Source organism: Ottowia beijingensis, assembly GCF_013423955.1.
Classification (GTDB): Bacteria; Pseudomonadota; Gammaproteobacteria; order Burkholderiales; family Burkholderiaceae_C; genus Ottowia; species Ottowia beijingensis.
The window spans coordinates 1,773,598-1,796,684 of sequence record NZ_JACCKX010000001.1 but is presented as its reverse complement, the minus strand read 5'-3'; the positions used below and the strand labels follow the sequence as shown (position 1 = coordinate 1,796,684).

General features: G+C 70.3%; 15 protein-coding genes and 4 pseudogenes. 13 read left to right on the top strand and 6 right to left on the bottom strand.

Annotated features, from left to right (window positions below):
• Window positions 1-35: 35 nt before the first annotated feature.
• The 3 genes from H0I39_RS21945 to H0I39_RS09035 are packed head-to-tail and all read left to right on the top strand — an operon-like array spanning window position 36 to window position 714.
• Window positions 36-227, top strand: coding sequence for a PIN domain-containing protein (locus tag H0I39_RS21945; protein WP_308645811.1), 192 nt, complete (start codon window positions 36-38; stop codon window positions 225-227).
• Window positions 224-433 carry a PIN domain-containing protein gene (locus H0I39_RS24045; protein WP_373368274.1) on the top strand — a complete coding sequence of 70 codons (210 nt, stop codon included), beginning with the start codon at window positions 224-226 and terminating at the stop codon, window positions 431-433. The genes H0I39_RS21945 and H0I39_RS24045 overlap by 4 nt, the downstream gene beginning before the upstream one ends.
• 53 nt (window positions 434-486) lie before the next feature.
• A complete protein-coding gene (locus tag H0I39_RS09035) occupies window positions 487-714 on the top strand; it encodes a pilus assembly protein HicB (protein WP_257645705.1) in 228 nt (75 codons plus the stop codon).
• 24 nt (window positions 715-738) lie between these two features.
• Here H0I39_RS09035 and H0I39_RS09030 read toward each other — a convergent pair whose 3' ends face one another.
• The gene (locus H0I39_RS09030) at window positions 739-2,886 is read right to left on the bottom strand and encodes a transketolase family protein (RefSeq protein ID WP_180550267.1); all 2,148 of its coding nucleotides are present in this window, start codon (window positions 2,884-2,886) and stop codon (window positions 739-741) included.
• 178 nt (window positions 2,887-3,064) lie between these two features.
• On the opposite strand from H0I39_RS09030, the gene H0I39_RS09025 reads away from it, so the two are divergent.
• Entirely contained in the window at window positions 3,065-3,871 is an 807-nt protein-coding gene (locus H0I39_RS09025; protein WP_180550266.1) for a nucleotidyltransferase family protein, read from the top strand.
• Between the two features lie 6 nt (window positions 3,872-3,877).
• Here H0I39_RS09025 and H0I39_RS09020 read toward each other — a convergent pair whose 3' ends face one another.
• A complete protein-coding gene (locus H0I39_RS09020) occupies window positions 3,878-4,726 on the bottom strand; it encodes a phosphate/phosphite/phosphonate ABC transporter substrate-binding protein (RefSeq protein WP_180550265.1) in 849 nt (282 codons plus the stop codon).
• A gap of 143 nt (window positions 4,727-4,869) precedes the next feature.
• Between H0I39_RS09020 and H0I39_RS09015 the strand changes: the two genes are divergently transcribed.
• The 4 genes and pseudogenes from H0I39_RS09015 (at window position 4,870) to H0I39_RS09000 (ending at window position 8,910) form a co-directional block, all read left to right on the top strand.
• Complete coding sequence (locus H0I39_RS09015; protein WP_180551748.1) at window positions 4,870-5,511, top strand: IS1595 family transposase; 642 nt, start codon at window positions 4,870-4,872, stop codon at window positions 5,509-5,511.
• Window positions 5,512-5,694: 183 nt separating this feature from the next.
• Window positions 5,695-7,076, top strand: a pseudogene (locus H0I39_RS09010) (aminopeptidase P N-terminal domain-containing protein).
• A 179-nt stretch (window positions 7,077-7,255) separates the two neighbouring features.
• Window positions 7,256-8,671: a hypothetical protein gene (locus H0I39_RS09005; RefSeq protein WP_180550264.1), complete on the top strand. Its 1,416-nt coding sequence runs from the start codon at window positions 7,256-7,258 to the stop codon at window positions 8,669-8,671.
• On the top strand, window positions 8,608-8,910 hold the full coding sequence (locus H0I39_RS09000) for an IPTL-CTERM sorting domain-containing protein (RefSeq protein ID WP_180550263.1): 303 nt from the start codon (window positions 8,608-8,610) through the stop codon (window positions 8,908-8,910). Before H0I39_RS09005 ends, H0I39_RS09000 begins: the two co-directional genes overlap by 64 nt.
• 111 nt (window positions 8,911-9,021) lie before the next feature.
• Here the strand turns inward: H0I39_RS09000 and yihG are convergent, their stop codons facing one another.
• Window positions 9,022-9,969 carry a 1-acylglycerol-3-phosphate O-acyltransferase, YihG family gene (gene yihG, locus H0I39_RS08995; RefSeq protein ID WP_180550262.1) on the bottom strand — a complete coding sequence of 316 codons (948 nt, stop codon included), beginning with the start codon at window positions 9,967-9,969 and terminating at the stop codon, window positions 9,022-9,024.
• A 16-nt stretch (window positions 9,970-9,985) separates the two neighbouring features.
• On the opposite strand from yihG, the gene H0I39_RS08990 reads away from it, so the two are divergent.
• Window positions 9,986-10,597, top strand: a complete 612-nt coding sequence (locus H0I39_RS08990) for an MOSC domain-containing protein (RefSeq protein ID WP_180550261.1) — start codon at window positions 9,986-9,988, stop codon at window positions 10,595-10,597.
• A gap of 165 nt (window positions 10,598-10,762) precedes the next feature.
• Here the strand turns inward: H0I39_RS08990 and H0I39_RS08985 are convergent, their stop codons facing one another.
• Complete coding sequence (locus tag H0I39_RS08985) at window positions 10,763-11,383, bottom strand: rhomboid family intramembrane serine protease (protein WP_180550260.1); 621 nt, start codon at window positions 11,381-11,383, stop codon at window positions 10,763-10,765.
• A 58-nt stretch (window positions 11,384-11,441) separates the two neighbouring features.
• Window positions 11,442-14,290, bottom strand: a pseudogene (glnE, locus tag H0I39_RS08980) (bifunctional [glutamate--ammonia ligase]-adenylyl-L-tyrosine phosphorylase/[glutamate--ammonia-ligase] adenylyltransferase).
• An 80-nt stretch (window positions 14,291-14,370) separates the two neighbouring features.
• On the opposite strand from glnE, the gene H0I39_RS21940 reads away from it, so the two are divergent.
• The 4 genes and pseudogenes from H0I39_RS21940 to H0I39_RS08965 all read left to right on the top strand — a co-directional run bounded on the left by H0I39_RS21940 (window position 14,371) and on the right by H0I39_RS08965 (window position 21,840).
• Window positions 14,371-15,192 carry a YhdP family protein gene (locus tag H0I39_RS21940; protein WP_257645704.1) on the top strand — a complete coding sequence of 274 codons (822 nt, stop codon included), beginning with the start codon at window positions 14,371-14,373 and terminating at the stop codon, window positions 15,190-15,192.
• Window positions 15,189-18,499: pseudogene (locus tag H0I39_RS24615) on the top strand (YhdP family protein). Before H0I39_RS21940 ends, H0I39_RS24615 begins: the two are co-directional and overlap by 4 nt.
• A pseudogene (locus tag H0I39_RS08970) lies at window positions 18,496-19,315 on the top strand (carbon-nitrogen hydrolase family protein). The pseudogenes H0I39_RS24615 and H0I39_RS08970 overlap by 4 nt, the downstream one beginning before the upstream one ends.
• Window positions 19,316-19,830: 515 nt before the next feature.
• The gene (locus tag H0I39_RS08965) at window positions 19,831-21,840 is read left to right on the top strand and encodes a sensor histidine kinase (protein ID WP_180550259.1); all 2,010 of its coding nucleotides are present in this window, start codon (window positions 19,831-19,833) and stop codon (window positions 21,838-21,840) included.
• A 272-nt stretch (window positions 21,841-22,112) separates the two neighbouring features.
• Here H0I39_RS08965 and H0I39_RS08960 read toward each other — a convergent pair whose 3' ends face one another.
• A complete protein-coding gene (locus H0I39_RS08960; RefSeq protein WP_180550258.1) occupies window positions 22,113-23,051 on the bottom strand; it encodes a LysR family transcriptional regulator in 939 nt (312 codons plus the stop codon).
• Window positions 23,052-23,087 lie beyond the last annotated feature (36 nt).

Genomic DNA, 23,087 nt, shown 5'->3' with positions numbered 1-23,087 from the left:
TAGGCGATATGAATTCGGGGGCGCTGTGGCGTGTGGTGCTGGACACCAATGTTTGGGTGGCCGCAGCGCGCAGCGCCGACGGATCGGCCGCTGCCGTGGTGCAGGCCCTTTGGAAGCAGCGCTATCGTCTGCTGCTGTCGGTTCCGCTGGCGTTGGAGTATGAGGCGGTGTTGAAACGACCGGAGCATCTGGGTGCGCGCCCCCGGCGCAGATCGATGCGCTGGTGAACCGCCTGTGTCAACTGGCCGCGCCCGTGGAGCGACATACGCGGTGGCGCCCCCAATTGCAGGACCCCGCCGATGAGATGGTGCTGGAAACCGCGCTCAATGGCGCCGCTCACGCGCTGGTCACTTTCAACGTGCGCGACTTCAAGCTGCGGCGATGCGCTTTCGGTTGCGGATCTGCACCCCCTGGAGTTCTTGCACATACTTGACCGACAGGAGAATCAGCATGGCTAACTATGCGCTTCGTGTACCTGAATCATTGATGGAATACGCCCGCCAGGTGGCGCAGGAAGAAGGCGTGTCGATGAACCAGTTCTTCGTCACGGCCATCGCGGAGAAAGTCTCGGCCCTCAAGACCGAGGCCTTCTTTCGTGAGCGTGCCGCGCGGGCCAGCGAATATCCGGGCGATGCGCTCGCCGACTGGCTCGCCGCCAGCCCCCACGTTCCGCCCATGCCCGGCGACGAACTGCCGCCCGGATATTCCGACTGAGTGCGGGTGCCGCGCATGACGGCCCTAGCGGCCCAGCACCGCGCGCACAGTGTCGGCCACGTTCTCCGGCGTGAAGCCGAAGAACTCGAACAGCTTGCCCGCCGGCGCTGATTCGCCGTAGCGGTCGATGCCGACCACGGCGGCGCAACCGTATTTCCACCAGCCGTCGGTCACGCCCATCTCGACCGCGATGCGCGGCAGGCCAGCCGGCAGCACCGATTGCTTGTATTGGACGCTCTGGCGGTCGAAGGCGCTGGTGCTGGGCATGGAGACCACACGCACGGCGATCTTTTGCGCGGCCAGCAGCGCCTGCGCCTTCAGCGCCAGCTGCACCTCGGAACCGGAGGCGATGATGACGGCGCGCGTCTTGCCGTGCAGACGGAGGTCGGCGGGTTCGCTCAGCACATAGGCGCCGCGGCTGATCTCGCCCAAATCGCGCTTCGGTGCATAGGGCAGGTTCTGGCGGCTCAGCAGCAGGGCGGTGGGCCGGTCCTTGTTCTCCAGCGCCACGGCCCAGGCGATGGCCGTTTCGGCCGTGTCGGCGGGGCGCCAGACGTCCAGGCCCGGGATCAGGCGCAGGCTGGCGGCGTGCTCGATAGACTGGTGCGTGGGGCCGTCTTCGCCCAGGCCGATCGAGTCGTGCGTGAACACGTGCACCACGCGCTGCTTCATCAGCGCTGCCATGCGGATGGCGTTGCGGCTGTAGTCGCTGAAGGTGAGGAAGGTGCCGCCGTAGGGGATGTAGCCGCCGTGCAGTGCGATGCCGTTCATGACGGCGGCCATGCCGAATTCGCGCACGCCGTAGTTGATGTGGAAGCGCGCGCCGATGGCCGGCGCAGCGGCCTTCAGGTCCACTTCGGGCAGCGGGGCGGGCGCGCTGGTGGTGGCCTCATCTTCCTTGCCGACGCCGTTGTTGGCGCGTTCCAGTTGCGTCTCGCGTTCCGGCTTGGCCTCGGGCAGCACCACGCTGCCATCGTCATGGAAGCGCAGCGGCGTGGTGAACGAGGTGTTGGTCAGGTTCGAGCCGGTCAGGTCGGCGCTGCCGCCGATCAGCTCGGGCAGCGCGGCGGTGAAGGCTTCCAGCGCGATCTGGCTGGCCTTGCGGCTGGCCACGTTTTCGGCCTTCTTGTGCGCCTCGACCGCGGCGTCGACGGCGACCTGGGCGAAGTTCTTCGGCAGTTCGCCCGCCATGCGGCGTTTGAAATCGGCCGCCAGGCGCGGGTGGGCGGCGGCGTAGGCGGCAAAGCGCTCGTCCCACTTCTGCTCGGCACGGGCACCGGCGTCCTTGGCATCCCACGCGGCGTAGACCTTGGCGGGGATCTCGAATGGGCCGTGCTCCCAGCCGATGGTCTGGCGCGTCAGCGCGATCTCGGTGGCGCCCAGCGGCTCGCCGTGCGCCTTGGCGGTGTCCTGCCGGTTGGGGCTGCCCTTGCCGATGTGTGTGCGGCAGATGATGAGCGTGGGGCGGTCGGCGCTTTGCCTGGCCTCGCCGATGGCGCGGTCCACGGCGTCCACGTCGTGGCCGTCGATCGGGCCGATCACGTTCCACTGGTAGGCCTCGAAGCGCTCGGCCGTGTTGTCGACGAACCAGGGCGCCACCTTGCCGTCGATGCTGATGCCGTTGTCGTCGTACAGGGCGATCAATTTGTTCAGCTTCCACGCGCCGGCCAGCGCGCAGGCTTCGTGGCTGATGCCTTCCATCAGGCAGCCGTCGCCGATGAAGGCGTAGGTGTGGTGATCGACGATGGCGTGGCGGGGCCGGTTGAACTCGGCCGCCAGCAGCTTCTCGGCCAGCGCCATGCCCACGGCGTTGGCAATGCCCTGGCCGAGCGGGCCGGTGGTGGTTTCCACGCCGGGCGTCAGGCCGTGCTCGGGGTGGCCGGGCGTCTTGCTGTGCAGCTGGCGGAAGTCTTTCAGCTCCTGCAGCGGCAGGTCGTAACCCGTCAGGTGCAGCAGCGCATAGATCAGCATCGACGCGTGGCCGTTCGACAGCACGAAGCGGTCGCGGTCGGCCCACAGCGGGTTGGCCGGGTTGTGCTTGAGGTGCCGGCCCCACAGTGCGACGGCCATGTCGGCCATGCCCATGGGTGCGCCGGGGTGGCCTGAGTTGGCTTGCTGGACGGCGTCCATGGCGAGGGCACGGATGGCGTTGGCCAGGAGAGAGGTGTTCATGGGCGCGCGGGGGCAGGGCAGCTGGGGAACCCCGATTCTATCGGCCGCACCAGCGCGGCCGGACCCGGCCGGTCGCAACGCCAGCGGTTGCACCCGCATCCGCTAAAGTGCGGCGAATGCCTGATCCGCTGATCGCCCCAGCCTGTGACGACACCGCGGCGCGCGCGGCACCCAAAGCATGAGGCTGCCCGCCGCCCCGGCTGTGCCCGTGCACCCGCGCGCGCTGATCCTGGCCGCCGGCCGGGGCGAGCGCATGCGGCCGCTGACCGACCACACGCCCAAGCCGCTGCTGGTGGTGCGCGGCAAGCCGCTGCTGCAGCGCTGGGTGGAGACGCTGCGCGCCGGCGGCGTGGAGCAGATCGTCGTCAACACCGCCTGGCTGGGCGAGCAGATTGAGAGCCATTTTGGCCTTCAGCGCCCGCCAGATGGGCGCGAGCAGCTATTGAATCAGGAGTATTCGCCGGCTGCCAGCCCGCTTCGCTTCTCGTGCGAAGGCCGCGACTTCGGCTATGCGCTGGAGACGGCGGGTGGCATCGCCCGCGCGCTGCCGCTGCTGGCGGCGCGGGCCGACGACATCTTCTGGGTGGTGGCGGGCGACATCTTCGCGCCCGAATTTGTTTGCGCGCCCGCGGCGGTCGAGCGCTTTGCCGCCAGCAGCCGGCTGGCGCACCTGTGGCTGGTGCCCAACCCGGCGCACAAGCCGGAGGGCGACTTCGCCATCGGCGACGGTGGCCTGGCGCTGAACGAGGCCGCGCCGGGTGGCGTGCGCCACACCTTCAGCACCATCGCGCTGTACCGCCGCGCGCTGTTCGAGCCGCCCTGGTGCGACATCCTGCCCGGCAATCCGCAAGGCACGGCCGCGCCGCTGGCGCCCCTGCTGCGCCAAGCCATCGCGGCGGGGCGGGTCAGTGCCGAGTTGTACGAGGGCGCGTGGACGGACGTCGGCACGCCCGAGCGCCTGGCGGCGCTCAACGGCGGGGCGTGACGGCGCTCAGTTGGCCTTCTTGTCGCCCAGCCACTCCAGCAGCTCGAGCAGGCGCTGCTGCGAGTTGGTGTCGAAACCCTTGAGGCCGATGGCCGCCAGCGCCTTGGCGCCCTGCTCGGTCTTCGACAGCGCCACCAGCTCCGCGCCCAGTTCACGCACCTTGTCGGCCGGAATCCTGGCACCGGCGATGAGCGGCAGGTACGGCTGCGGGCGGCTCTTGTGCAGCACGCGCAGGCCTTCCTTCTGCAGCCGGCCGGCCACGCCCGAATACGAGGCGATGCCGCCGATGTGCGACAGGTTGTTCTTGAGCGCGAACGGGATCGCGCCCTGCTCGCGCACGAAGGTCACCTCGCCCGGCGTCAGCGGCAGGCCTTGGTCGCGCAGCTCGGCCAGGCAGAACTTGGTCATGTAGGCGATCTGCTCGGGCAGGATGAAGCGCTTGCCCTTCATCTCGTCCAGCGTCTTGAAGGGGCTGTCTTCCTTCACCACCAGCAGGCAGTGGCCATCCGGCTGGGTGGTGGTGACCACGTTGTAGCCGTAGTCGCGCAGGCCGCGGGCGGGGTAGTCGCTGGGGCGAGCGATGACGAGGTCGAAGCGCGCGTTCTTCATGCCGTCTTCCAGCATGCGGAAGTCGCGCACGTAGCGCACGGTGATCTTCTGGCCCAGCACGCGCTCCATCACCTCCACCACGGGCCGGTACTTGGTGGCCATCTGCTCGTCGGTGACGGCCGAGCCGCCACCCGACGTGCCTTCGCTGACCGCGAACAGCAAGGGCGCTGTCGGCTGCGCCGTCGCAGCAACACCCCAGGCGAGCGCAGCCAGCGTGAGCGCCAGGCGGGCGGCTTGTCGAACCATGGTCGAGAGGGGTGCTTCACGCGTTTCTCCAGTGCGGGCAAGATGTAAAAATATTTAACAAGGGTCTTAGGAAGCAAACCTCTCTACCAAGTGAGCTAACTTCCTATCGTGATTCAGAAAACAGGTACTTCAGGCGTTCCAAGATCAGTGAAGCGAAGTTTCGCCAGCTCGTGCGCTACTTCGCCATGGATTTGACGGCCACCGACTGCGCCCAACTGTGCGGGCTGTCGCTGCGTTCGGTCAACAGCATCTATCTGCGCATGCGTGCTCGCATGGCCGAGCACTGTGAAGCGCGCTCGCCCTTTGTCGGAGAGCTCGAAGCCGATGAGTCCTACTTCGGTCCCCGGCGCGTACGCGGCTTGCGCGGCCGCGGCGCGGGCCGCAAGACGGTGGTCTTTGGTTTGTTCAAGCGAGGCGACTGTGTCTACACCGAGATCGTGCCCGATGCCTCCAAACGCACCTTGCAGGCCATCATCCGGGGCAAGGCCGACATTGCCAGCATCATTCACACTGATGGCTGGAGAGGCTACGACGGGCTGGTAGACGTGGGCTTTGACAAGCACTTTCGGGTCAGCCACGGGGCCAATGAGTTCGCACGTGGCTCGGTGCATGTCAATGGCATCGAGAGCTTCTGGAGCTTCGCCAAGCGGCGACTGGCGCAGTTCAATGGCGTGCCGCGCAAGACGTTCTATCTGCACTTGAAGGAGACCGAGTTTCGCTTCAATCATCGAAATCAGAACCTCTACCAAGCATTGCTATCCTTGCTCAGAAACAATCCGCTTTGATAGCGTTTGCTTCCTAAGACCCTTAACAAAACCAGCGTGAATCTAATCGAACTGTTTATTTAAGTCCACACTTATGTGTGCCTGCGTCCCGCGATGGGGGTTGCATGTGGGGGGCGAACCATAGGAAAGCGCCTGCATAAGCGGGCGCGGCGCGTGCAACGCAATCGACTAAGCTGCGGCTCCATGAACCACGAGCCCTATTCCAGCCGCCGCGCCCGCGTGGCGGCGCAGCTTGGCGAAGGCGGCATCGCCATCGTGCCGACCGCCCCGAGCGCGCGCGCAACCGCGACAGCGATTACCTGTACCGGCACGACAGCTACTTCTATTACCTGACCGGGTTTTCCGAGCCCAACGCCTGGCTGGTGCTGACGGCCGATGGCCGCAGCCTGCTGTTCTGCCAGCCCAAGGACCTGGAGCGCGAGATCTGGGACGGCATCCGCCTGGGCCCGGAGGCCGCGCCGGCCGCGCTGGGCGTGGATGAGGCGTTCTCGGTCGAGGAGCTGCACCAGCGCCTGCCCCAGCTGCTGGAGAACCGCACCACCGTGTGGTGGCCGTTCGCCACCCACACGGGGCTGGAAGGCCGCATCGACGGCTGGCTCACGAGCGTGCGCGCCCGCGTGCGCTACGGCGCGCTGGCGCCCGAGGGCCAGCGCGACCTGTGCGCCATCCTGGACGAGATGCGGCTGGTGAAGGACGCGCACGAGCTGGACATCATGCGCCGCGCGGCCCGCATCAGCGCCGGCGCCCACGTGCGCGCCATGCAGCGCTCAGCCGCCATGCTGCGCGCCGGCCAGGACGTGCGCGAATACCACCTCGACGCCGAGCTGCTGCACGAATTCCGCCAGCACGGCTCGCAATACCCGGCCTACGGCAGCATCGTCGCCGCCGGCGCCAACGCCTGCGTGCTGCACTACCGGGCCGACAACGCCCCCATCCGCGACGGCGAGCTGGTGCTGATCGACGCCGGCTGCGAGCTGGACGGCTATGCGTCGGACATCACCCGCACCTTCCCCGCCAACGGCCGCTTCACCGGTCCGCAGCGCGCGCTGTACGAGCTGGTGCTGGCCAGCCAGCAAGCCGCCATCGACGCCACGAAACCCGGCGCACGCTTCACCGACCCGCACGAGGCCACGGTGAAGGTGCTGACGCAGGGCATGCTCGACCTCGGCCTGCTCGACAAGCACCAGCACGGCACGCTGGAAGACGCGATCGCCAACCGCCACTACTTCGCCCACTACATGCACCGCACCGGCCACTGGCTGGGCATGGACGTGCACGACGTCGGCAGCTACGTGGAGCCCAGCGAGATCGGCCAAGTGAGCGAGCGCACCGATCCGCTGTCGGGCGAGCTGATCAAGGACCGCCCCAGCCGCATATTGCGCCCCGGCATGGTGCTGACCATCGAACCCGGCCTGTACGTGCGCCCCAGCGACAAAATCCCCAAGGAGTTCTGGAACATCGGCATCCGCATCGAGGACGATGCGGTCGTGACCGAGACCGGCTGCGAGCTGATCACGCGCGACGTGCCGGTGGAGCCGGACGCCATCGAGGCGCTGATGCGCTGAGCGCCGCCAGCGCGGCGCTTGTTGCGTTTGCGATACGGCCGTGCTCAGTCTGACCGTTCTCGCGCGCAAGTGCGGCGATCGTGCGGACTTTTTCCTTGCGCCAACGAAAATGGCGGTTTGGCCGCGGGAGCGTCGGTCACCGAACGCGTCCCGATCCCTGTTCAAGCCCATCGTTCGCCATGCGCTATTTCACCGGCTCTGTTTCGTCCTCGCTCGCCCGCCGTGTGCCGCCCGCGCTGACGCTGCTGCTGGCAGCCGCGGCCGTCAAGGCCCAGCCGGCCCCGCCGGTGTTCGTCTGCCCCACCGTCAGCCCGGCGCCCGCTGGCACCGTCAACGACGTGGGCACGGTGCTCAACACGACGGCTGTCAGCGAAGCGGATCGCGGCAACCAGCCGCGCTGGGAGGCGGCCATTGGTGCGTCCGGCTTTCCCAACCCGTTGCCAAGCACCGTGCCGAGCAACCTGACGTTCGGCTACCTGAGCGGTACCGAGATCGCCAACTATGTCGGCGGACTGTCCGCCCCCAATTCGTTGGCGCAGGTCGGTTTCTACCCCTATCCAACGGGTTTCGTGGCGCCGGCGACGATGTACTTCCGCTATCGCTTCCAGCTTGATCCCACGGTCGATCCGGCGACCTATCTGCTGACCCTGAATGGCATCTGGGCCGATGACACTGTCACGGCCATCTACATGAACGGCGTGCGCTGGACCGGCAACGCCACGCCCGCGTTGCCGACCACCTATGCCAACACTGCCGGCTCCACCGCCACGCTGGGCGGCGGCAGCACCACGGCGCAGCAGTGGAAGGCGGGCGCCAACGAGGTCACATTGTTGGTGTACGACTCAGGCGGCGCGGCCGTGCGCTTGAGGGTTGCCAGTTCGTCCGCCCAATGCCCCAGCGGCCCGGTCGCCATCACCATCGCCCCGGCGCCCACTGTCACGCTGGCGCAGCCCTTCGCCCTGTCGGGCACCACCAGCGGGCTGGCAGACGGCACCCAGATCACGGTCACGGTGGTTGGCACGGACGGCGTGCCGCACAACTATCCGGCCACCGTCACGGGCGGCGCTTGGAGCGTCAACGTGCCGGCCGGCACGCTGCCGGCCGGCAGCTACGATGTGACGGCCACCACGCCGTCCGGCCTGCCGGCGACCACGCAGGGCACGGTGCTCGCACCCGTGCTTGCGCCAGCGCCTCTGCCGGCCACCATCGGCCCGAGCGAAACCGTCAACCTGTCGGGCACGCTGACCAACGTTCCGGTCGGCACGCCGGTGACGATCGAGCTGGCCGGCCCGGGCGGCAGCGTGCAGACCTTCACCACCCAAACGACCGATGCCGCTGGCAATTACGGTCCGGTGCCCGCCGGCCCGCTGGCGCCCGGCAGCTACACCGCCACCACCTCGGCCACCGGCGTCACGCCGCAGCAGCAGACTTTCTCGGTGGTCGCCCCGGCCGTGCCGGTGCTGAGCCCGCGCCGCTGCCGGCCACCGTCGGCCCGAGCGACAACGTGGACCTCTCCGGCACGCTCACCAACGTGCCCGCAGGCACCACCGTCACCATCACCATCACGGGGCCGAACGGCTTTACCCGGACGCTGACGGCCACCACCGATGGCGCCGGCGCCTACGGCCCGGTGCCGGCCGGAACACTGCCGGCTGACGACTACACCGTGACCACCACCGCTGCGGGTGTGGCCCCGGTGGCGCAAACGCTGGCGGTGCGCGCCGCGGCGGGTGCCGGGGCCGTGCAGGCTGTGCCGACGCTCGGCACCTGGGCGCTGGGCCTGCTGGGCTTGCTGCTGGCAGGCGTGGCGGGCTGGCGTCGTCGATTCCAGTGACAGGGGCAGCACCTCAGGAGCGGTCCGACCAGCCAGCCATGGCCGCGTACCCGCCGATCCGGCCATGAGTCCACTGCCCCGGGTGTGATCGAAGCGCTGATGCGCGGCTGATCACGCCGGGTCGCGGCGCTCGGCCAGCAGGCGCTCGATCTCGGCGTCCTTCTCGGCCCACAGGTCGGCGAGCCAGCCGTGGATCTGCGCGCGGAAGGCGGCGTCGGCGCTGTAGTCGCCGTGGCAGAAGGCGGGCGGAATGGGGCGGCGGTGCACGCGCATCACGATCTCGGGCACGCGCCCGCACATGAACTGCCAGAACGTCGGTCGGCCGTGCGGGTAGACGATGGTCACGTCGATCAGCGAATCGAACTTCTCGCCCATGGCGTGCAGCGACAGCGCGAGCGCGCCGGCCTTGGGTTTGAGCAGGTGCCGGTAGGGCGAGGCCTGCGCCGCGTGCTTAGGCAGAGTGAAGCGCGTGCCCTCGGGGAAATTCATCACGCTGGTGGGCACCAGCGAGAACTTGGCGCAGGCGCGGCGCGTGGTTTCGCGGTCCTCGTCGCGCAGCGCCGGGTTGGCGCGCAGGGCGGCGGGCGAGTGCCGCTTCATGAACGGAAACTCGAGCGCCCACCACGCCAGCCCCATCACCGGCACCCAGATCAGCTGCTGCTTCAGGAAGAACTTGAGGAACGGGATGCGCCGGTTCAGCGTGTACTGCAGCGCGAAGATGTCGACCCAGGACTGGTGGTTGGCCTGCACCAGGTACCAGCCGGCGTAGGGCAGGCCGTCGATGCCGGCCACGTCCCAGCGCGTGGGCTGGGTCAGGCGCATCCAGGCGCTGTTGCCGGCGATCCAGCGGGTGGCGATGCCGTGGATGGCCGGATCGAGCGCCAGCCGCACGCCGCGAAACGGCAGCACCAGCTTGAGCAGCGCCAGCGCGAACAGCGGCGTGCACCAGAACAGGGTGTTCAGCGCCAGCAACAGGGCCGCGATGACACCGCGCAGGACGGGGGCAGGAAGCTCAGCATGACGGCGCGCATCTTGCCCCAACTGACGGCGGCCGCGCATGCACAATCCGGGCGCCATGCCTGAACCTGCCCCTTGCCCTGTTCCGCGTCTGCTCAGCGTCAACGTCGGCGCCGCGCGCCTGCTGCGCGTGGGCGGCCGCACGGTGCTCAGCGGCATCCGCAAGTCGCCGGTCGACGGGCCGGTGGCCGTGGGCGCGCTGGGGCTGGCGGGCGATGAGCAGGCCGACCTGAACGTGCACGGCGGGCTGCAGAAGGCGGTGTACGCCTACCCGAGCGAGCACCTGCCGTACTGGCAGGCGGCGCGGCGCGCGGGCGGCGCCAGCCTGTTCGACGAGGCGCTGCCCGCCGGCTTCATGGGCGAGAACCTGACGATCTGCGGGCTGCTGGAATCCGACGTGTGGATCGGCGACACGCTGCACGTCGACGGCTCGGGCTGCGTGCTGCGCGTGACCATGCCGCGCGAGCCCTGCGGCAAGTTCACCGCCGTGATGGGCCTGGCCGACGCTGCGCAGCGCATGGTGCGCGAGGCGCGCAGCGGTTTCTATCTGGCGGTGGAGGTTCCCGGCGACCTGCGCGCGGGCAGCGCGCTGCGGCTCATGCCCGGGCCGCGGCGGCTGTCGGTGGCTGAGGCGATCCGTGGCAAGTGGGCCAGGCACCGCAACGGGTAGCGCCACCCGCTGGCCTTGCCGGCGGGTACGCCGTGGAAGAATTTTGATAGGGAGTATGAGGTTCTAGCGCCCGTCCAGTAAGCGCTGACGGCTTGCTATAGGGGAGTATGCTTTCGCCCTGCCTTGCATCAATCGTCTGCGCGGCGCTTTGATCGCCGCAGCCGCTCAGAAACGCCTCGACGCCGGCGGCGCATGTCGCCGCGGGCTGGCCAGCAGCCCCACCACCTGCAGCGCCAACGCCAGCGCCGCACCCACGGCCGCGCTGCTCAGGTGCGCGGCGAACACCACGTTGAAGCCCCAGCCGCTGTCGAAACCCACCGGCACGGCCCAGCCGCGCTCCAGCGCCAGCTTGATCAGCAGCCCGCCCGCCAGCAGCAGCCCCAGCCAGCGTGTGGCGGGCGCCTGCAGTGCGCGCAGCGCCAGGATGGCCGCCGCCGCGTGCACCGGGCCCGACAGGCCGTAATAGCCGCCCACCGCTGGCCAGGCCAGCAGCGCCAGCGTGCCCAGCGGCCAGGCCAGCAGCAGGGCCAGCGCGTCGGCGCGGGGCGCGTGCAGCGCCGCGCCCAGCACCGCCAGCGCCGCCAGCGCCAGCGCGTTGCCGGCCAGGTGCGCGCCCAGAAAGTGCAGCAGCGGGCCGGTCCACAGTGTCCACGGCTGGCGGGGCCAGAAATCGGCATGCCACAGCCAGTGCTGCGGCACCACGTGGCCGCTGATGCCGGCCAGCCACAGCGCCACGCTGGCCGCGATCAGCAGCGCGCAGGTAAGGGGCCAGGCGCGGTGGTGCATCAATCAGGGTAGGGCGTGCCGCCGCGGCGACGCGCAGCGAACGGCGGATGGCTGGAGGTCAGTTTGAAATTAATAGCGCCTTGCGCAGATCGGACGGGCGCCAGACGCCATTTTCATCCAAAACCGTGTGCCACAGCTGCTGGATGGCGAGGCGCTCGGCAGCCAGGGTGTCGGGCGCCACCTGGGTCGGCTGCTCGTCCAGCCGCGCGCGGTGCTGCACGCGCCGCAGCGCGCGGTAGGCATCGGCCGCGGCCTGGCCCACGCCGGCGGGCAGCAGGCCGGCGTCCTCGGCGCGGCGCAGCAGGGCGATGTTGCCCAGGTTCGGCGCCAGCTCGGGGTGCTGCGCGGTGTGCGCCAGCACCAGGTACTGGGTGACGAACTCGGCATCCACCATGCCGCCGGGGCTGTGCTTGACGTCGAACAGCCCGTCCCGGATCGGGTGGGCGTTGCGCATCTTCTCGCGCATGGCGATGATCTCGCCGCGCAGGGCGGCGTGGTCGCGCGGCGCGGTGATGACGGCGTGGCGCACGGCGTCGAAGCGGGCGGTGAGCGGGTCGGATGGCGAGGAAGCGCCGGCCGTGGGCGCCGACGGCGGCACCATCCTGGCTCTGGTCATCGCCTGGTGCTCCCAGGTCCACGCGGTGTTGCTGCCGCGGTTCTCCTGGTAGTCGGCGTAGGCGTCGATGTCGGTCACCAGCAGGCCCGAGTTGCCGTTGGGCCGCAGCGCGGTGTCGATCTCGAACAGGTCGCCCTCGCCGGTCTTCACCGTCAGCCAGGTGATCAGCTTGCGCACGAAGGCGGCGTAGATTTCCTGCGCGTCCTCGTGCTCGTCGTCGAACACGAACACGATGTCCAGGTCGCTGCCGTAGCCCAGCTCCTTGCCGCCCAGCTTGCCGTAGCCGATGACGCCGAAGCGCGGCTCAGCGCGGTGCTTCTGCCGCAGGCGCGGCCAGCACCAGCGCATGGTCAGGCGCAGGATGGCGTCGGCCAGCGCCGACAGGTCGTCGGCCACCTGCTCCACCGTGATGCGGCCTTCCACGTCGCGCGCCAGGGTGCGGAAGGTCTCGGCATGGTGCGCGCGGCGCAGCAGGTTCAGCAGGCTTTCCTCGTCGTCCTCGCCGCCGCGCGCCAGGGCTTCGCGGCGCAGCTCCAGCTCCTGCTCGAACGCGGCGGCGTCGAAGCGTTCGTTCAGCAGGCTGGGGCTGGCCAATTCGTCGATGACGCCGGGGTGCTGCATGGCGTAGCGCGCCGGCCAGCGCGCCGCGCCCAGCACGCGCAGCAGGCGCTCGTGCACGGCGGGGCGCTCCAGCAGCAGGGCGATGTAGCTCTCGCGGCGCAGCAGCGGCTCCACCCAGTCGGCCAGGCGCAGCACGCCGTCCTCGTTCACGCGGCCTTCCTCCAGCCATTGCGCGGTGCGCTGCAGCAGGCGCGTCAGGCGGCCGCGCGCTTCGTCGCGCAGCGCCAGCACGCGCGGGTGCTCGGGCCACTCGGCCAGGCGCTCGCGCACGCGCTCGGGGAAGGCGGGCAGCACGGCGTCGATGTCGGACGGCGCGGCGCGCGCCTCGCCGCCCGCGCCTTTCTGGCAGCTCTTGCAGGGCGCGTCGCCGCCCAGCAGGCGGTCGAACTCCTGCGCCACGAACTCGCGGTGTGTGTCCAGCTCGGCCAGGAAGGGGCAGACGCCGTCGTAGCCCAGGGTGCGCGCGATCCAGTCCAGGTCGGCGTCCTGCGTGGGCAGGATGTGGGTCTGCTGGTCGTCCAGGTACTGGATGCGGTGCTCGACCCGGCGCAGGAACACGTAGGCGCGTGCCAGCGCGTCGGCGGCTTCGGGCGGCATCAGCTCGGCACGGGCCACGCGCTGCAGCGCCTCCAGCGTCGGGCGCGTGCGCAGCTCGGGAACTGGCCGCCGCGCACCACCTGCAGCAGCTGCACCGTGAACTCGATCTCGCGGATGCCGCCGCGCGACAGCTTGACGTCGTTGGCGCGCTCGGGCCGGCCGGCGCTGCGCCGGCTGGCGTGGCTGCGGATCTGGTCGTGCAGCGTGCGCAGCGACTCGAACACGTTGTAGTCGAGGTACTTGCGGAACACGAAGGGCAGCACCACGCCGCGCAGCCCCTCGGCCGAGCCGCCGGCGATGGCCGCGCGCGGCGCCACCACGCGGCTCTTGAGCCAGGCAAAGCGCTCCCACTCGCGCCCCTGCACCAGCATGTATTCCTCCAGCGCGTCGAGCGAGCACACCGTGGGGCCGGAGTTGCCGTTGGGCCGCAGCGCCAGGTCGACGCGGAACACGAAACCGTGCTCGGTGGTGTCGCCGATCAGGCCCTGGATCAGCTTGACGGCGCGGGTGAAGTATTCGTGCACCGTGATCTGCCCCCGCCCGTCGTCGCGGCCGGTGGTTTCGCCATCGTCGTCGTAGACGTAGATCAGGTCGATGTCGCTCGACACGTTCAGCTCACGCGCGCCGAACTTGCCCATGCCGATCACCCACAGCTGGGCGCGCTGGCCCGCCTCGGTCAGCGGCGCGCCGTGGCGCTCGTCGAGCTGGGCGAAGGCGTGGGCGCAGGCGGCGTCGAGCGCCAGTTCGGCAAGCTCGGTGACGGCGCGGGTCACCACTGCGAGCGGCGCGGCCTGCTCGCAGTCCAGCACCACCAGCCGTTCCATCACCAGCTGGCGCAGGATGCGCAGGCGCGCGCCCAGTTCGTCGTGGCCGCGTTCGGCCAGCGCGGCCAGGCAGGCCGCCATGCTGTCCTGGGTGGGCGCGCCGGGCGGCAGCAGGGGCAGTTCGTCCTCGTAGCGCCTGCGCAGGCGCTGCACCAGGCGCGAATGGCTGGCGCTGCCCGGCAGGCCGGGGAACGGGGTTAACAAAGATTCACGGTTGGCGCAAGAACCTTGCGCAGCGCCACGGGTCATAATTTCTTCAGTCCTCCGGGGCAGGTGCGTGGCCGTTGATCGGCCTGGCCTGCCCGTCCGCTCCAAGCCCCTTCAAGCCGTTGCTCCAGTCGTCTCTCAAGATCGCCGCCATCGTCATGCGCTGGACGGTGCGCGGTGTCGGTGCGCTGCTGTTGCTGATGCTGCTGGCCGGGGCCGTGCTCCACTGGATCATTGTGCCGCGAATCGACCAGTTCCGCCCCCGGCTGGAGCAGCTCGCCTCGCGCGCGATCTCGGCCCCGGTCACCATCGGTGCCATCGAGGCCGAGTCCAATGGTCTCGTGCCGGCGGTGTCGCTGCGCGACGTGCGCGTGCATGACCCCACGGGCCGGGCCGGCTTGCATGTGCCGCGCGTGCTGGCGGCATTTTCTGTGCTATCGCTGGGCCGCGGCGCGCTGGAGCAGCTGGTCATCGACCAGCCCGACCTGGAGCTGCGCCGCACCACCGACGGTCGCCTGCTGGTTGGGGGCATCGACCTGTCGGGCGATGCCGAGGGCGACACCGGCGCGGCCGACTGGTTCTTCTCGCAATCCGAGTTCCTGGTGCGCGGCGGCCGCGTGCGCTGGGTGGACGAGCGCCGCAGCGCGCCGCCGGTGGCGCTGAACGACGTGCAGTTCGTGGTGCGCAACGGCTACGGCCGCCACCAGCTGCGACTGGACGCCACGCCCGACACCGCCTGGGGCGAGCGCTTCACGCTGATCGGGCAGTTCCGCCAGCCGGTGTTCTCGCGCCATCCGGGCTTCTGGCGCGACTGGGAGGGCCATGCCTTCGCCGATTTCAGGCGCGTCGACGTGTCTCAACTGCGGCAGTACGCCGACCTGAAAACCGACTGGGGCGTTGATCTTCAGGGGGCCATGGCGCGCTGCGCCTTTGGGCCGACATGAAGAAGGGCGCGCTGACGGCCGCCACGGCCGACGTGGCCCTGGGCGGCGTGTCGGCCACCTTTGGCCCGAAGCTGGAGCCGCTGGCCTTCGCTGCGCTGACCGGCCGGCTGGGCTGGCGCAACGTGGGCCAGGGCATGGAGGTGGACACGCGCAACCTGCACTTCGTCGATGCCGACGGCCTGGCCTGGCCCGGCGGCAACGTGCAGCTGAGCTACCGCGACGACGACGGCGGCGAGCTGCAGGGCGACCGCCTGGACCTGGCGGCGCTGGCCAAGATCGCGCAGCGCCTGCCGCTGCCGCCCGCCGTGCACGAGCGCCTGCAGGCGCACCCGGTGCAGGGCCTGGTCGAGCGCATCCAGGCGCGCTGGAGCGGCCCGCTGGAGGCGCCGCGCGACTGGCGCGTGCAGGCTCGGGCCAGCGCCATGACCGTGGGTGCGCGCCCCGCGCCGCCCCGGCCCGATGGCCAGCCGGTGGAAGGCATTCCGGGCGTCGAAGGGGCTACGCTGGAGCTCGAGGCCACGCCGGCCGGCGGCCACGCGACGCTGGCCATCCGCGACGGCGCCCTCAGCTTTCCGGGCGTGTTCGACGAGCCGCGCATCCCGCTGGCCGAGCTGGCCACCCGCGCCCGCTGGCGCGTGCAGGGCGGGCAGGTCGAGCTGGACGTGGACGAGCTGAAGCTGCGCAACGCCGATGCCACGGGCACCTTCAAGGCGAAATGGCAGACCGTGGCCGGCCAGCAAGGGGCGGCGCGCTTTCCGGGCGTGCTGGACCTGTCGGGCAGCTTCAGCCGCGCCAACGGCGCGCGCGTGCACCGTTACCTGCCGCTGGGCATTCCCGAATCGGCGCGCCGCTACGTGCGCGAGGCGGTGGTCAAGGGCGAGGCGCGCGACGTGGCGGTGCGCGTGAAGGGCGATCTGCGCCACATCGCCAGTTCGAAGGCACCGCCGGGCAGCGAATTCCGCTTTGCCGGGCAGGTGCACGGCGTCACGCTGGCCTACGTGCCGCCCAGCCTGCAGCCCGCCGGGCAGGTGCCCTGGCCGGCGCTGGAGAACCTGTCGGGCGAGCTGATCTTCGACCACAACAGCATGCAGGTGAAGAACGCGAAGTCGCAGGTGCGCGGGCACCCCGGCTGGCAGTTCACGCGCGTGCAGGCGGGCATTGCCGACCTGGGCCACACGCGCGTGCTGGTGGATGCCGAAGGCACCGGCCCGCTGGCGGCGGCGCTGGGCATCGTGCGGCAGTCGCCGGTGTCCGGCTTCACGCAGCAGGTGCTGGACCGCGCCCAGGCCAACGGCAACGCGGGCCTGCACCTCAAGCTCGATTTGCCGGTGAACCGCATCGAGGATTCCAGGGTGGAAGGCCGTGTCAGCCTGGCCGGCAACGACCTGCGCATCACGCCCGACACGCCGCTGCTGGGGCAGGCGCAGGGCGCGGTCAGCTTCAGCGAAACCGGTTTCACCATTCACGATGCGCGCGTGCACCTGCTGGGTGGCGAGGCGCGCCTGGCCGGCGGCAGCCAGTCCAGTGCCGGCGGCGCGCCCGCGGTGCAGCTGCGCGCCAGCGGCACCGCCACCGCCGAAGGCTTGCGCGACACCGCCGACTGGGCGCCGCTCCCCGCCATCGCGCGGCGCGCCAGCGGCAGCGCGGCCTACCAGGCCGTGATCGGCTTTCGCGCCGGCCAGCCCGATGTGCTGGTGACCAGCGACCTGCGCGGCATGGCCGTCGATCTGCCCGCGCCGCTGGCAAGCCGGCCGACGCCGCCTGGCCGCTGCGCTACGAAAGCGCGCAGCTGAACGGCAGCGGCCGCTCGCGCTTTCGCGTCGACGTGGCCGACCAGCTGGTGGTGGCGTATGAGCGCGATGCCGCCTCCGGCCGCGTGGCGCGCGGCGTCATCGGCGTGGGGCCGCAGGCCATGCCGCAGCTGGCCTTGCCGGACAGCGGCGTGGTGGCGCGCCTGCACACGCCCCGGCTGGATGCCGAGGCCTGGGACGAGGCGCTGACCAGCCTGTTCGGCGACGACGCGGCCAGCGCCGCCGCGCCCGCAGCAGCGCCCGACCACGGATTCGTGCCCACCGTCTGGTCGGTGCGCACCGGGCAGTTGCTGGCCGACGACCGCACGCTGTACGACGTGGTGGCCAGCGGCACGCGCGATGGCCGCGTGTGGCGCGCCGACGTGCAGGCGCGCGAGTTGGCCGGGCGCGTCGAATACAGCGAGGGCGCCGGCGGCCGCGCCGGCAAGGTGCATGCGCGCCTGGCGCGCCTCAGCATTCCCGCCAGCAGCGCGGGTGACGACCAGACGCTGCTGGCCCAGCCGCCCGCCAACATCCCGGCGCTGGATGTGGTGGCCGAGCAGTTCGAGCTGCGTGGCAAGAAGCTGGGCCGGATGGAGATCGAGGCCATCAACCGCGACGTCGCGCCGACGCGGCAGGGCGGCGGCCTGCAGGAGTGGGAACTGACGCGCCTGGTGGTGCGCGCGCCCGAGGCCACCTTCAGCGCCAGCGGCCGCTGGGCCACTATTGCGCGCGGCCCGGCCCTGCCGCTCAATCCGCGGGCGCCGCGCACACCGGGCGATCCGCGGCGCACGGCGCTCGACTTCAAGCTCGACATCCGCGACGCCGGCAACCTGCTGGCGCGCTTCGACATGCCGGACGTGCTGGTGCGCGGCCGCGGCCAGATCGAGGGCAACCTGAGCTGGCGCGGAGCGCCGTTCTCGCCGCACTGCGCCAGCATGGCGGGCCAGCTGCATGCCGATGTCGGTGCAGGCCAGTTCCTCAAGGCCGATCCGGGCGTGGCCAAGCTGCTGGGCGTGCTCAGCCTGCAGGCGCTGCCGCGGCGGCTCACGCTGGATTTCCGCGACATCTTCAGCGCCGGCTTCGCGTTCGACTTCATCCGCGGCGACGTGAACGTGGCGCGCGGCATCGCCAGCACCAACAACCTGCAGATGAAGGGCGCCAGCGCCGCCGTGCTGATGGACGGCAGCGCCGACATCGACAAGGAGACGCAGGACCTGCGCGTGCTGGTGGTGCCCGAGATCGACGCCGGCACCGCCGCGCTGGTGGCCACCGCCATCAACCCGGCCATCGGCATCGGCACCTTCATCGCGCAGCTGGTGCTGAAGCGGCCGCTGATCAAGGCGGCCACGCGAGAATTCCACGTCGGCGGCAGCTGGGCCGATCCGCAGGTCACGCAAGTCAAGGCGCGCAGCGACGCTGGCGCGGCCGGCGCCGCCAGCGCCGCCAGCGCGCCGGCCGCGGCCGCTTCTGCCGCCGAGCCGGCTGCTGCGCCCATCAACGAGGAGACATCGTGAAAGTTGCCGCCATCCAGATGGTGTCGGGCACCCGCATCGACGACAACCTGCGCGACGCGCACGCGCTGCTGCTGCAGGCCGCGCAGGCGGGCGCCGAGCTGGCGGTGCTGCCCGAATACTTCTGCGTCATGGGCCAGCGCGACACCGACAAGCTGGCGTTGCAGGAATTGCTGGGCAAGGGGCCGATCCAGGACTGGCTGGCCGCCACGGCGCGCGAGCTGGGGCTGTGGATCGTCGGCGGCACGCTGCCGCTGTCGAGCGAGCCGCGCGACGAGGCGCGGGTGCGCAATGCCTCGCTGGCCTTCAACCCGCAGGGCGAGCGGGTGGCGTGCTACGACAAGATTCACCTGTTCCAGTTCGACGACGGCACGCGCATCTACGACGAGGCGGCGGTGCTGGCGCGCGGCAGCGTGCCGACGCTGTTCGAGCTGCCGTCGCGCGACGGGCACACGTGGCGCATCGGCATGAGCGTGTGCTACGACCTGCGCTTTCCCGAGCTGTACCGCGCCTATGCGGCGCAGGGGGCCGACGTGCTGCTGGTGCCGAGCGCGTTCACCTACGTGACGGGGCAGGCGCACTGGGAGGTGCTGCTGCGGGCGCGGGCGATCGAGAACCTGGCGGGCGTGATCGCGGCGGCGCAGGGGGCACGCACGAGAACGGGCGGCGCACCTGGGGGCACAGCATGGTGGTGGATGCGTGGGGGCAGGTGCTGGGCTTGCGGGCCGAGGGGCGGGGGTGGTGGTGGCTGATCTGGACGCGGATGCGCTGGCGGGGCGGCGGGCGCAGCTGCCGGCGCTGTCGCATCGCAGGCTGTGATGGGCCTTGGGGCGTTGGATGCGCTGCTGGCCGGGAGTTCGCCCCGGCGGGCGACCTACTTTTCTTTGTCTCGCCAAAGAAAAGTAGGCAAAAGGCGACCCCACTGGCCGTGTCCCTTCGCTTCGCTGCGGGCAACCTGCGATGCTCGGGCGCGGGGCGGCGCTGCGGAACTCGCTTCGCGCTTGCGCGCTCCGCTCAGACAACCGCAGCGAGTCAGAGTACGAAGCATGGGCTTGCTGCGCAGCCCATGCCCGCCCCACGCCCTGCGCTTCTCGGCACGGCCAGAGGGGAGGTGAAGTCCACTCGGGCCATCGCTGCGCTCGGCCTTTGGTTGGTCAGCGCCGCTGCTTCGCGCGGCGTGCCTTCTTGCCCCCTCTCCCACTGGCGGGAGAGGGTTGGGGTGAGGGCAACTCGGTTCAAAAATAATAGCTGCTTGCGCCTGAGCTACGGGCGATACAGGCACTTTCCGCTTGAATTTTCAGGGCGGCCGTGCCGAGCCCTCCCGGGGCACTTGCATGACCTCGCCCGATGCACCCGCCGGCGCACTGGCGCGGCTGCGCGGCGCGTGGCGCCGCTGGGCCTTGTGGTTCGCGCTGGTGCTGGTGGTGGTGGGGCTGCTGGCCACGCTGGTGTGGCTGGCGCGTGGGCACGAGATCGAGCAGACGCAGCGCGATCTGGATCGCGACAACGCCGACGCCGCGCAGGTGCTGCGCCAGCGGCTCGCGCGCAACCTGCAGGATTTGCACGGCCTGGCGGCCACGCATGCCGACCCGATCAGCTGGTGGACGGGCGCCACGCAACTGCTGCACGAGCACCGCGAATGGATGCGCCTGCAGTGGCACGACGCGGCACTGAACCTGCGCGCCGTGGCCGACAGCCCGTTCTACCCCGCGCTGGCACCGCCGCCGCCCGACGGCAGCACGCACCATCCCTCCGACATCGCCAACCTGTGCGGCCAGGCCAGCAAGCTGGGCGCGGCGGCCTATGCGCCCAGCCGCTTCGTGCCGCGCGCCGGCGGCCTGGGCGAGGAGGTGCTGGAGCTGTGCCTGCCCGTGCGGCAGGGCGCGCAGCTGCAGGGCTACGTGGTGGCCACGCACACGCTGGATGGCATGCTGGCGCTGCTGCCCAGCAGCCTGACGCGTGGGCAGAGCGTGGGCTTCACCGAACTGGACGGCACGCGCCTGGCCATGCAGGGCGTGCCGCGGCGCGGCGCGCGGGTGTTCGTCGCGCAGCAGGTCATCGACCTGCCCGGCGCCCCCATCGTGCTGCGGCTGGAGGGCTCGCGCCAGCTGCCCGACGTGTTCCCCAACGTGCTCACGGCGCTGGTCACCGGCCTGTCGATCGCGCTCATCACCGTGCTGGTGCTGCTGGCGCGCGACTTCCGCGCCCGCCAGCAGGCCGAATCGGAACTGGCGCAGGCGCTGGCCTTCCGCAAGGCGATGGAGGATTCGCTGGTCACCGGCCTGCGCGCGCGCGATCTGGAAGGCCGCATCACCTACGTCAACCCGGCGTTCTGCGACATGGTTGGCTTTGCCGCCGACGAGCTGATCGGCCAGTCCAACCCCGTGCCCTACTGGCCGCCCGAGATGGCGCAGGACTATGCGGCGCGCCAGGTGCAGCGCCTGTCGGGCCTGTCGCCGGTGCGCGAAGGCGTGGAATCGGTCTTCATGCGCAAGGACGGCACGCGCTTTCCGGTACTGATCTACGAGGCGCCGCTGATCACCACCGTGGGCAAGCACACCGGCTGGATGAGTGCCGTGCTCGACATGACGGCGCAGCGCCGCGCCGAGGAGCTGTCGCGCGCCAGCCAGGAGCGTCTGCAGGCCAGCGCGCGCCTGGCCACGGTGGGCGAGATGGCCTCGCTGATGAGCCACGAGCTGAACCAGCCGCTGGCCGTCATCTCCAGCTACGCTACCGGCTCGCTCAACCTGCTGCAGCAACCGGCGGGCGATGCCGCCACGCTGCACGACGTGCGCACCGCGCTGTCGCGCATCGCCGAGCAGGCCGGCCGTGCCGGCAAGGTGATCCACAGCGTGCGCGATCTGGTGCGCCAGCGCAGCACCTCGCGCCAGGCGGTGGCGCCGCGCGTGCTGTTCGACGCCGTGCTGCCGCTGGTGCAACTGCAGGCGCGCAAGCTGGGCGCCACCGTGCACGTCGACGTGCCGGCCGATCTGCCCGCCGTGTGGTGCGAGGCCACGATGATCGAGCAGGTGCTGTTGAACCTGGCGCGCAACGGCCTGCAGGCCATGGCCGAGGCGCCCGCGCCTCGGCTGTTGCGGCTGCAGGCGCGGCTGGGGCCGGCGCACACGGCGGTCGAGTTCGTGGTGGCCGACAGCGGCGAGGGCATCAGCGACGACGTGGCGGCGCAGCTGTTCACGCCCTTCTTCACCACCAAGGACGAGGGCATGGGCCTGGGCCTGTCGCTGTGCCGCACGGTGGTGGAGCAGCACGGCAGCGCGCTGCAGCACCAGCCGCAGACGCCGCGCGGCACGGTGTTCCGGTTCACGCTGCCGGTGGCGGGGTAATTCAATAATGATAGCTGTTTGCGCTTGTCATTGGCCAATTTCAGATGCTTTTCAATCTGAATTCGTCTTGTACAGGGCGCAAGCAGCTATCAAAAATGCTTGATTCGCAACCAGTCTCAGACAGTGTGGTGGGAGCGGGCTTGCCCGCGATCAAGCGTTCGTTGCGACGCGGCGCCTCATCGCGGGCAAGCCCGCTCCCACACAGCGGATGAGTTCCGCAAGTCATTGGGGAATCCTTGATCATCAAGAAAAATCAAGCGACTGCATGGTGCTCATGCCCCATGCGCCGCCAGCAATGCCTGGTGAAATGCCAGTGCCGCGCGCGAAGGCTGGGGCGAGCGGCGCAGCACGCTGACGAAGTCGCAGGCGTAGGTCAGCACGCGCGGCGCCACGGCCCGCATCTGGCCGCGCTGCACGAAGGGCTCGGCATAGTGGTCGGGCAGAAAGCCGACGAAGCGGCCCGACAGGATCAGCGTGGCGATGGCCTCCTGCTCGTAGGCGGTGGCGCGGCGCTTGAGCTGCTCGCCGTGCGCCAGCTCCATGTTGGGCGAGTGGTAGCCCAGCCCGGCGAAGTCTTTTCGGGCCCGCAGCGCGGGCCAGTCGAGCGCGGCGTGCTCCTCGTTGAATAGCGCATGGGTCGTGCCGCAATACAGGTACATGGTCTCGCCGAACAGGCGGTCGTAGCGCAGGCTGGCCGAGGCGCGGTGCTCAGGGATCACGCCGATGGCGAAGCTGCCGTCCATCACGCCGCGCTCGATGTCCTGGATGCTGCCCACGTGCAGGTGCAGCCGCACATCGGGTGCGTGGCCGGCGAAATCGGCGATGGCCGCATGGATGCGCGCGGCCGGGTTGCTGGCCGTCTTGTCGAACAGCGCCACGTGCAGCGCGCCGCCCATGCGGTCGTGGATGTCGTCGACGCTGGCGCGAAAGCCATCGACGGCGGCCAGCAGGCGCAGCGTCTCGTCGTACACGCGCTGCCCCTCGGCCGTCAGCGCAAAGCCCGCGCGCCCGCGCCGGCACAGCGTCAGGCCCAGGCGCGTTTCCAGGTCCTTCACGTGACGGCTGACGGTGCTGGTGCCGATGTTCAGCTCCAGCTCCGCCGCCGACAGCCCGCCGCATTCGACCACCGCCTTGAACACTTGCAACAGGCGCAGGTCCATGTCGCTCACCTGGCCGAGCACGGCGCGGGCGCGTTTGGCGGGTGCGCTCATGGCAGGCTTTCCCTCCTTCCCCGCTGGGGAAGGCCG

Bases quoted from the DNA above. Each gene is read 5' to 3' on its own strand.
- H0I39_RS09025 (WP_180550266.1), top strand. From the start codon at position 3,065: ATGAGGCTGCCCGCCGCCCCGGCTGTGCCCGTGCACCCGCGCGCGCTG.
- yihG (WP_180550262.1), bottom strand. From the start codon at position 9,969: ATGCGCGGCCGCCGTCAGTTGGGGCAAGATGCGCGCCGTCATGCTGAG.
- H0I39_RS09020 (WP_180550265.1), bottom strand. From the start codon at position 4,726: ATGGTTCGACAAGCCGCCCGCCTGGCGCTCACGCTGGCTGCGCTCGCC.
- H0I39_RS09005 (WP_180550264.1), top strand. From the start codon at position 7,256: ATGCGCTATTTCACCGGCTCTGTTTCGTCCTCGCTCGCCCGCCGTGTG.
- H0I39_RS08990 (WP_180550261.1), top strand. From the start codon at position 9,986: ATGCCTGAACCTGCCCCTTGCCCTGTTCCGCGTCTGCTCAGCGTCAAC.
- H0I39_RS08960 (WP_180550258.1), bottom strand. From the start codon at position 23,051: ATGAGCGCACCCGCCAAACGCGCCCGCGCCGTGCTCGGCCAGGTGAGC.
- H0I39_RS09030 (WP_180550267.1), bottom strand. From the start codon at position 2,886: ATGAACACCTCTCTCCTGGCCAACGCCATCCGTGCCCTCGCCATGGAC.
- H0I39_RS08985 (WP_180550260.1), bottom strand. From the start codon at position 11,383: ATGCACCACCGCGCCTGGCCCCTTACCTGCGCGCTGCTGATCGCGGCC.
- H0I39_RS09035 (WP_257645705.1), top strand. From the start codon at position 487: ATGGAATACGCCCGCCAGGTGGCGCAGGAAGAAGGCGTGTCGATGAAC.
- H0I39_RS08965 (WP_180550259.1), top strand. From the start codon at position 19,831: ATGACCTCGCCCGATGCACCCGCCGGCGCACTGGCGCGGCTGCGCGGC.